Consider the following 8823-nt stretch of genomic DNA (forward strand, 5'->3'; position numbering starts at 1 on the left):
TCTATGCGCCTGAAGACGCGCTTCACGGAGCTGGTCGGCATCGACCGCCCCATCGTTCAAGGCGGCATGATGTGGGTCGGCCGCGCCGAGCTTGCTGCCGCCGTATCCAACGCCGGCGGTCTCGGCATTCTCACAGCGCTCACGCAACCGACGCCGGACGATCTGCGACGCGAGATCGATCGCTGCCGAAGCATGACGAGTAAACCCTTCGGCGTGAATCTCACGATTCTGCCCTCGGTGAAGCCGCCACCGTACGCGGAGTATCGCCAAGCCATCATCGATAGCGGCATCAGGATCGTCGAAACCGCGGGTTACAGCCCGCAAGAGCATGTCGCGCATTTCAAGGAACACGGCATCATCGTGATCCATAAGTGCACAGCCGTGCGCCATGCACTCTCGGCCGAACGCATGGGCGTCGATGCGATCTCCATCGACGGCTTCGAATGCGCGGGCCATCCGGGCGAAGATGACATTCCGGGACTGATCCTGATCCCCGCGGCCGCCGACAAAGTGAAAATTCCCATGATCGCTTCCGGTGGGTTCGGCGATGGTCGCGGGCTGGTCGCGGCGCTGAGCCTGGGCGCGGATGGAATCAACATGGGCACGCGCTTCTGCGCAACGGTCGAAGCGCCGATTCATCCGAACGCCAAACAGATCCTGGTCGAGAACGATGAGCGCGGCACGAATCTGATCTTCCGCTCGCTCAAGAACACCGCGCGCGTGGGGAAAAACAGCGTCTCGAACCAGGTCGTCGACATCCTGAAACGTCCCGACGCGAAGTTCGAAGACGTGCAGCACCTCGTGCGCGGCGCGCAGGGCCGTGTGCTGCTGGAAACCGGCGACCTCGACGCCGGCCTGTACTGGGCAGGCCAGGTGCAAGGACTGATTCACGACATCCCGACAGTCGCCGAGCTGATGGATCGCATCATGCGCGAGGCGCTCGAGATCATCGAGCGCCGTTTGCCGAGTTTCCGAGGTTAGTTACGACGCGCGATTCAACGCGACTCGACCGTGCTCGACGACGAAGCTGGTCGTGAGGGTCGAACGGCCGCCCCGCTCCGAAACCTTGTCCAGGGTCCATACATCGGTTCGCCACGAGTCGCGGCCGATGTCGAATACTTGATAACCCCGCCGTCCGTCGTGGAGCTGGCAATGAGGATTCTCAGCCGGCGTATCCTTCCAGCCGTTACTCAGCGGCTCACCGTCGCCGCCCGAGCTGATCGACGTGCAAACAAACTCGGTTGCGGCAGCGGGACCTTCCAGCGCACCGTCCCGCACTGGCACGACACCCGCGTGATGTTTATGGACATCGCCGGTCGCGATCACAACGTTCTTCAAATCGCGCTCGACGATCTGCGCGACCAATCGTTCGCGAGCCTGCGCGTAACCGCTCCACGAATCCACATTCGTGCGTCCGGCGTCCCGACTCGCGGGATAGTTGAAAGGCATGACCATCACCTGCTGTGCCAGCAGGTTCCAACGCACTGACGAGCTCAGTCCTGCCGCCACCCACTGCTCCTGCTGTGAACCCAGCATGGTCACCGGCCCGGCTGTCTGCGTCCTGCAGCCTTTCGGCGGCTTGTTCGTCTGTGGCAAGCCGCCATGACGATATTGCCGCGTATCCAGCACCTGCACCCGCAACAGATCGCCGTAGTCGAAGCGACGATACATTCTCAATCCAGCGCTGGTCGGATACTGCGCTTGACGCACAGGCATATGCTCGTACCAAGCCTGCATCGCCGCCGCCCGCCGCAACAGGAACGCTTCCGCGGGCGAGCCGTCTTGATCGCACTCGCCGAACCAATTGTTGTCGACTTCGTGATCGTCGTAAGACACGAGGAACGGCGCGGCGGCGTGCGCGAACTGCAGATCGGGGTCGAGCTTGTACTGGGCGTAGCGTCGACGATAGTCGTCGAGCGAGTAGATCTCGTCGCCCACATGCGAACGCACGCAATTCTTCACCTTGGCGCAGTCTCGCGGCCGGCCTTCATAGATGTAATCGCCGTAATGAAAGATGGCGTCGAGATCGGACACTTCGCCGAGACGGCGATATGCGGTGTAAAAGCCTTCTTCGTAGTGCTGACACCCTGCCACGCCGATGCGCAGGCGATCGACAGCAACTCCCGCAGGCGTTGCTGTCCGAGCCGCGCCAACCGGGCTCATTTCGCCGTTCGCGCGGAAGCGATACCAGTAGCGCCAGCCCGGCTTCAGTCCTTTTGCCTCCACATGCACCGAATGCCCGAGCTCCGGCCGGGCTTCGGCAACGCCGGATTTGACGATCCGGGTGAAGCGCTCGTCCTCGGCAACTTCCCAATCGACGGATACGACACGCATCGGCATGCCGCCGTGCGGTTCGAGGGGCGCCGGCGCAAGCCGCGTCCACAACACGAAGCCATCGGGCCACGGATCGCCCGATGCCACGCCGAGCGAGAAGGGATATTCGTTCGACGGACTGCTGGCCCAGGCGCGCTGGCCGACTGCCGACAGCAGCAGGCCGCTCGAAGCCGCGAGCTTGAGAATCTCGCGGCGTGCAACTTTTCGATGGGTCATGGCTTGTAGATGATGTTGAAGTAGAACGTCAGGCCTTTCTTCATCTCGGCGCGACGCATGCCGAGATCTTCGCCATAGCCCAGATTCAGATTGTCGTCGAGCAGGTTCACTGCGCTGAACTTGACGATCCAATCGTCGAGCACGCGATAACGAACCGACATATCCAATTGTCCGCGCTCTTGCGGGCCCCGATGCAGCCAGGGGCTCGCGCCGATGCCGTCGTAGTATTCGTCGCCGTAGTTGTACGCGACGCGAACTTCACCGCCACGCGGCAGTTGATAGAACAGCGCGCCGTTGGCGAGCCAATCGCGTTGGAACAGCAGACGATCGACGTGCAACGGCGCGCCGTCGACGATGTAATCCATCTCGCCCCACATGCGGGAGACATTGATCGACGCACCCAGCTTGCCCGCAAGGAACCCCGGCATGCCGGGCAGACTGTTTTCGATGTACTGGAACTCGATGCCGCGCAGCTTCGACTCGTTGGCATTCATCGGCGTGCTGACGATGTACGTGATGCCGTCGATGGGCTGTTCCTCCTTCAGTTCGTAGATGTCGTCCTTGATCTTCTTCATGAAGCCGCCGAGGCTGACCATGCCGCTGCCGCTCGAGGTGTAGTACTCGAGCGCCAGGTCGACGTTGTCGGCGATGCGTGGATCGAGCGTCGGATTGCCGCGACTGATGGTGAACGACGTGTCGTTGCGAGTTTCCGCTTGCGCGATGTCTTCCGGCGCTGGGCGGCCCAGCGTGCGGCTGTAGCCCGCTTTCAAGCGCCACTGGTCGCTCAGGTCGTGCAGCACGTTGAGGGACGGCAACAGATAGGCATAGTCGCCCGAGTAGTGCTGGAAGACATTCTGGAACACGCCTCCCAGGCTGAACGGCACGTCGGCGCTGTAATCCGCCGAGTCCGCGCGCAAGCCTGCGATCACGCGCGTGCTCTCGGTCGCATACGTGCCCGAGACGTAACCATAGGTCACCGTCTCGTCGTATGAGTAATCCGAGCTCAGCGAGCTCGATGCCGACGTCGCGGCGTTGATGGTCTGATTCGGCCGGACGCCGGCGTTGTAAGCGTCATAGTCGACCCACAGCACTGGATAGCCCCACATCCACGGCGTGTAGTGCGGATCGTAGGCCGCCAGTGCGAGCGAAGACTTGTCGACGTTGTAAGTAACGTTCGTGAGATCCCGCTCCATGTTGAAATCGCGCAGGCCGAGGCCCGCCTTCAGGCCCCAGCCGAGACTGCCGGCATCGAAGTTCAACGAGTAATCGAGGCGCGCTTCGGCGGACTTGCCCTTGGCGCGGGTGGTGATGTCCGTCGCCTGATACAACGAATAGTTGCTCGGAACCATCAAGGCCTGCGGATCGGACAGCGTAAACGACACCGAATCGGCGGAGGTGTCGTAGCTCACAAAGGAATTCGTGGGCTTGTACTGGTAACTCACCAGGTTTTCCGGATTGTCGAACGTGTTGTCGTTATAGCCCGTGCGGAACTCCAGTCGCGAGTCGTTCTGGAACTCATAGCGGGATTTGAAGATGATGCCTCGGCTCTCCGTCTCGAAACGGTCGTACCAGAAGATGGCGCGCGCATCGGGAATTCGCAGCGTGCCGGTGTGCTGCGTCTGATCGGTCAGTCCGGTAAAGGCGCGCAGTGTCGGCCCGTTCGTCGTCTGATCTTCCTTCTGCCGATAGTCATAGAGCATCAGCGAGCTGTACCAGGATGACGACGGCGAGAACTCGAGCAGCGCCGAGCCGCCGTAGTTCTCCACGAAACTGGTGAAGTCGTAGCTGACGAATGCCTGGGGCGCGGCATCGTAGCCGTTGTAGTCGGGGCTGATTGGCGTCGTGGTAGCGCCAGTGGCCGTGTAGTACGAGCGGCCGTTCGGATTGCGCTTGGTTTCGTCGTACGTGCGCTGTTGATACACGCTGCTGATCACGACCCCGAACTGATCGTCCGAGCCGAGCCGCTTCGACCACAGCTGCTTGATACCGCCGCCCCACGGCGTATCGTCGTAGCCGCCGGGGCTGTTGCCGCCGGGGACCTTGTCGTAGGTGCTGTAGCTGGCGAACGTGTCGACGTAGAACTTCTCGTCGCCATCGAACGCACTGTACGGCACGATGTTGATGATGCCGCCGATGGCGCCCGAATCCAGATCGGCGGTGAACGTCTTGAACACTTCCGTCGTGCGCGCCGCCTGACTCGGAATGAGCGCCAGATCGATACGGCGCTGGCCCGAGCCTTGGTTCGCCACCGAAATCATACCGATGCCATCCACCGACACGTAGTTCAGATCGGGTGTGATACCGCGCACGGCGACGTATTGGCTTTCCTGCTCGCCGTACAACACCTGCATCGTGCTCACACCGGAGACGCGACTGAGCGCATCGGCGAGAGATTTGTCGGCGAGATCGCCCGTATCGTCCTGAGTCAGCGTGTCGACGATGGTCAGCGAGTTGCGCCGATTGGCGACGGCTTCCTGATTCTGCAGCGCCGTGCCCGTGACAACGACCTCTTCCACGTCGCTCGTGGCAGACGACGTAGCTGCCGCCGAATCCGGGGCAAGCGCCACCCGGAGCATTTCCTTCCGACGCACGATCAAAGCACGCGAAGACGTCGTTACTACTTCCAACGGCGTGCCGGCGATGAGCCTCTGCACTGCCTGCAACGCGCTCATCTCGCCGCTCAGCGCCGGCGCCTGCTGTCCGGCTACGTCTGTCGGGCTGAACAGAATGTCCACGCCGCTTTGCTGAGCGATGGCATTCAGCGCCGAGTCGAGCGCCTGAGTCGACGTGGAAATGCTGATCGCTTCCGTCTGCGCCTGAGACGGAACCGAAAGGCCGATGGCGATGGCCGCGACGAGCGCGGACATGGCGGAGCGACGAAGAGACAGCTGCATGATGTTCCGAGGTTGGCTGGCCGTGCTGGCCGGTCCCGCACTCGACGACGCCGCGCGCAAATTCCTCAGAGGATTTTTATGAATGTTTTATGACGCCGTCCTACCCGCTCGTCGGGTCAGGCGCAGCGCCTCGCCGCTCGCCTCGATATCGAGAGGCAGCATCGCCCTCAATGCCTCGGCGAATGCAGCGTTATCGCCGACGCGGAACGTGCCGCTGATTCGCAAGCCTTCGGTGCTCGCATCTTCAATGGTCAGCCGCTGACGGTCGTAGCGATTCATGATCTGAACGGCCGCGGCCAGACTGTCGTTATCGAAGATGGCTCGTCCATCCTGCCAGGCAGTCAGGCGCTCCACTTCCGCTGCTGGCATCGGCGCTACGCTCGTCGATGTCTCATCGAACAAATGTCCGGTTGCCAACGTCCTGATCGGATTTTCGTTCTGGCGCACGTCGCCGGCGCCCCTCAGCATCAAGATGCGAGCGGCGCTCCCCTCGCCCGTCTCGATTTCAAAGGTCCCGCGCTCGATGCGCAGGTGACAACCGCCGGCGCGGACCACCAGCGAACCGGTCGTGCGAGATTGAAGATCGAAGTGGGCACGGCCGCGCTCGAGCGTCGCTTCACATCCTGTATCGCGATTGCGTACGCGCAACTCCGAGTCTGCATCCAGCAAAACCTTGGACCGATCCGCCAGCACGAGCGAACGACGCTCGCCGACATCGGTTCGATAAATCTCAGCGCCCGCGCTTAGCGCGAAAAAGCCGCCAGCAACTGCGGTCAACGTTGCGCCACCCCCGAGAAGCAGGCGCCTGCGAGTGACTTGCATCGGCCGATGCGCATCGATAGGAACGCGAGCGCCGACCAACTCCCACACCGTCGTCAGTTCTTCGAATGCCGTCGCGTGCGTCGGATCGGCTCGCAACCACTCTCTGAACCGGGCACGTTCACGCTCATCGCAATCGTCTGCGTGCAAGCGGGCGAGCCAGCGAGCGGCCTCACGTTCGATCCGGACCTGCGCGACGCGCTCGATGATGATTCTCAGCGGCATCAGAGCGCCTTGCTCGCGCGCAGCAGGCCCAGCGCCGCTTTCGCCACATGCTTCTCGACGGCGCTTTCGCTGATGCCCAAGCGCTCGGCTATCTCGCGATAACGCAATCCGTCCAGACGGTGCATCAACAGGATCTGCCGCGTGCGAGGATGCAGACGCGACAGCGTGGCTTGCACGGCGCTGAGACGTTGCCGCACGTCGAGCATTTCCTCGGGCGTGGGACCTGCATCGGCAATGGCGTTCAAGTCCTCGTCGCCGCTGACATTGCGACGACGCTGGCGGCGATGATCGTCCCGCGCCAGATTGACGGCGATGCGCACCACGAACGCTTCGAAGTTACGGATGGGCGAGCCGCCGTGCTCGGACAGGCGCACATAGGCATCGTTCAAGTAATCGCTGGCATCCTGCGGCCGGCCGGACAACGTGGCGATCTGCCGCAACAGGCGGCTCCACACAGCCCGGTCCTTCGCTACGCCAGGCTTTTCGGAAAACATCGCTTCGTCACGAACCCCGATTGCCAGTACCCCCGTTGCGGGCGCGCCAGAGTAAGTCAGGCGTTTGACGGTTTCGTGACGGTTGAGCGGCAATGCGGGAACAATTGCCCATCCTGCGAATTGAAGGCGCAAGAGCGCCGCTCTATTCCAACATCAGCCCGCTCCCTATCTCCAGGACGGCGTGCATGACGATGACGGACGCCCTGCATTTATTCCTTGGCCACAGCGCTTGCGGACAGGCAGTTCGTCGCTTCAACTGGGCCCACACTCCGCTCGGGCCGATCGATGGCTGGTCGCACTCCCTGCGCACCATGGTCGGCGCCATTCTCGATTCCGCGTTCCCGCAGTGCCTGTTGTGGGGTCCACAACACATCACGATTCACAACGATGCCTTTTTGCCGATCCTGGGCAACAAGCCGCCCGCCATCGGGCAGCCCTTCGAAGTGGTCTGGGCGGAAGCGTGGCACATGATCGAGCCGCTCGTGGAACGCGCTTACGCAGGCGAGCCGACGTTCATCGAGGACTATCCGCTCGTCATCCAACGCGCCGGCCGTCCGGAGCAGGCCTATTTCACATTCTGCTACAGCCCGATCCGCGATGACGATGGCCGCATCGCCGGCATGCTGGATACGGTGATCGAAACGACGTCCAAGGTGCAAGCGCAACAACAGGCGAAATTGATCAACGCCGAGTTGGCTCATCGCATTCAGAACACGCTCGCCATCGTCAACTCGGTCTGCGATCAAACGTTCCGGGCAGCGAGCTCGCTCGAGGAAGCGCGCGCCACCTTCCTTCGCCGCCTCAAAGCGCTCGGCCAGGCTCACATCGTACTGACGCAATCGAGCTGGATCAGCGCGCCGATGGCCGCGATCATCGAAGGCGCCCTGCTTCCACACAGCACGGCGCCGGGAGAAATATGTGCACAGGGGCCGTCAGTGAATCTGTCGGCGCGGCAGGCGCTCTCACTCAGCATGGCGATGCACGAGCTCGCCACCAATTCGATGAAATATGGCGCGTTGTCCGTGGCCGGCGGCGAAGTCTCGGTGCGCTGGGGGCTCGAGCCGATCAACGGCGACCAATGTTTGCGGCTGCGCTGGACCGAAACCGGCGGACCACGCGTTGCTCCTCCCGAACGCCGCGGTTTCGGCTCCCGGCTCATCGAACAAGTGCTCGCGGACGACTTCGGCGGCAAAGTCAGCCTGTGCTATGCGCCGGAAGGCCTGCGCTTCGAGCTGGCGACCAGACTCAGCAACCTGCCCGATCAAGGCGCGCGCGTCGGCGTGTAGAAATCAGCAAGAATCGGCCTCGCTGGAACGTAATGCCGCGCCGCGTGTTTGCTTTACACGAGGTGATTCGAGCACTACGCATGGCCAAGAAGACCGCGAAGAAAACCGACGACACGCCGACGTCGCTGCTTGCCCACGGCGGCAAGGTATTGAGCCTGGTGACTGTGGACGCTTACAACGCGGAGATGCGCAGCCCCGAGGGTTTCCTGGGCGATCGCGCCAGTCGACGCGCCTTCCAGGCCATCCTGGACGATTGGCGCGATCGTGTGAGCCGCGCCGGCGACGATCCGCTCGGCGAGGAGCCGAGCGAAGCGATCAGCAAGAAACAACTCGACAAGTTGCTGGTCGAGGGCGATGCCGAAGCCGCCGGCGTGATTCATGGCGCGATCGAGGAATTCGCGCAGGAATTCGCTCAGGTCATCCGGCGTCTGCTGAAACTGAAAGACTGGAAGGGCACCGAAGCCCTGGTGATCGGCGGCGGCTTCCGCACCAGTCGCATCGGCGAGCTGGCGATCGGCCGCACCTCGGTGCTGCTCAAAGCCGGCGGCATCGATC

6 protein-coding genes and 1 pseudogene are annotated in these 8823 nt (G+C 62.4%); 3 read left to right on the forward strand and 4 right to left on the reverse strand.

The window, feature by feature from the left end; translation table 11 throughout:
• The first annotated feature begins 3 nt into the window (after positions 1-3).
• Positions 4-981, forward strand: coding sequence for an NAD(P)H-dependent flavin oxidoreductase (locus tag GYH35_RS28255; RefSeq protein WP_161830188.1), 978 nt, complete (start codon positions 4-6; stop codon positions 979-981).
• Here the strand turns inward: GYH35_RS28255 and GYH35_RS28260 are convergent, their stop codons facing one another.
• The 4 genes from GYH35_RS28260 to GYH35_RS28275 all read right to left on the reverse strand — a co-directional run bounded on the left by GYH35_RS28260 (position 982) and on the right by GYH35_RS28275 (position 6982).
• On the reverse strand, positions 982-2550 hold the full coding sequence (locus GYH35_RS28260) for an alkaline phosphatase D family protein (protein ID WP_161830189.1): 1569 nt from the start codon (positions 2548-2550) through the stop codon (positions 982-984).
• The gene (locus GYH35_RS28265) at positions 2547-5444 is read right to left on the reverse strand and encodes a TonB-dependent receptor (protein WP_161830190.1); all 2898 of its coding nucleotides are present in this window, start codon (positions 5442-5444) and stop codon (positions 2547-2549) included. The genes GYH35_RS28260 and GYH35_RS28265 overlap by 4 nt, the downstream gene beginning before the upstream one ends.
• A gap of 87 nt (positions 5445-5531) precedes the next feature.
• Complete coding sequence (locus tag GYH35_RS28270; RefSeq protein WP_161830191.1) at positions 5532-6488, reverse strand: FecR family protein; 957 nt, start codon at positions 6486-6488, stop codon at positions 5532-5534.
• Entirely contained in the window at positions 6488-6982 is a 495-nt protein-coding gene (locus tag GYH35_RS28275) for an RNA polymerase sigma factor (protein ID WP_161811507.1), read from the reverse strand. Before GYH35_RS28275 ends, GYH35_RS28270 begins: the two co-directional genes overlap by 1 nt.
• A 185-nt stretch (positions 6983-7167) precedes the next feature.
• Between GYH35_RS28275 and GYH35_RS28280 the strand changes: the two genes are divergently transcribed.
• Complete coding sequence (locus GYH35_RS28280; protein WP_202624806.1) at positions 7168-8268, forward strand: sensor histidine kinase; 1101 nt, start codon at positions 7168-7170, stop codon at positions 8266-8268.
• Between the two features lie 80 nt (positions 8269-8348).
• Positions 8349-8823 (forward strand): annotated as a pseudogene (locus GYH35_RS34695) (ROK family protein); the annotation flags it as partial.

It is taken from the genome of Steroidobacter agaridevorans, from assembly GCF_009932555.1.
In the GTDB taxonomy this organism is placed as follows: Bacteria; Pseudomonadota; Gammaproteobacteria; order Steroidobacterales; family Steroidobacteraceae; genus Steroidobacter; species Steroidobacter agaridevorans.

Coding starts and splice junctions, on each gene's coding strand:
- GYH35_RS28280 (WP_202624806.1), top strand. CDS start 7,168: ATGACGATGACGGACGCCCTGCATTTATTCCTTGGCCACAGCGCTTGC.
- GYH35_RS28265 (WP_161830190.1), bottom strand. CDS start 5,444: ATGCAGCTGTCTCTTCGTCGCTCCGCCATGTCCGCGCTCGTCGCGGCC.
- GYH35_RS28260 (WP_161830189.1), bottom strand. CDS start 2,550: ATGACCCATCGAAAAGTTGCACGCCGCGAGATTCTCAAGCTCGCGGCT.
- GYH35_RS28275 (WP_161811507.1), bottom strand. CDS start 6,982: ATGTTTTCCGAAAAGCCTGGCGTAGCGAAGGACCGGGCTGTGTGGAGC.
- GYH35_RS28255 (WP_161830188.1), top strand. CDS start 4: ATGCGCCTGAAGACGCGCTTCACGGAGCTGGTCGGCATCGACCGCCCC.
- GYH35_RS28270 (WP_161830191.1), bottom strand. CDS start 6,488: ATGCCGCTGAGAATCATCATCGAGCGCGTCGCGCAGGTCCGGATCGAA.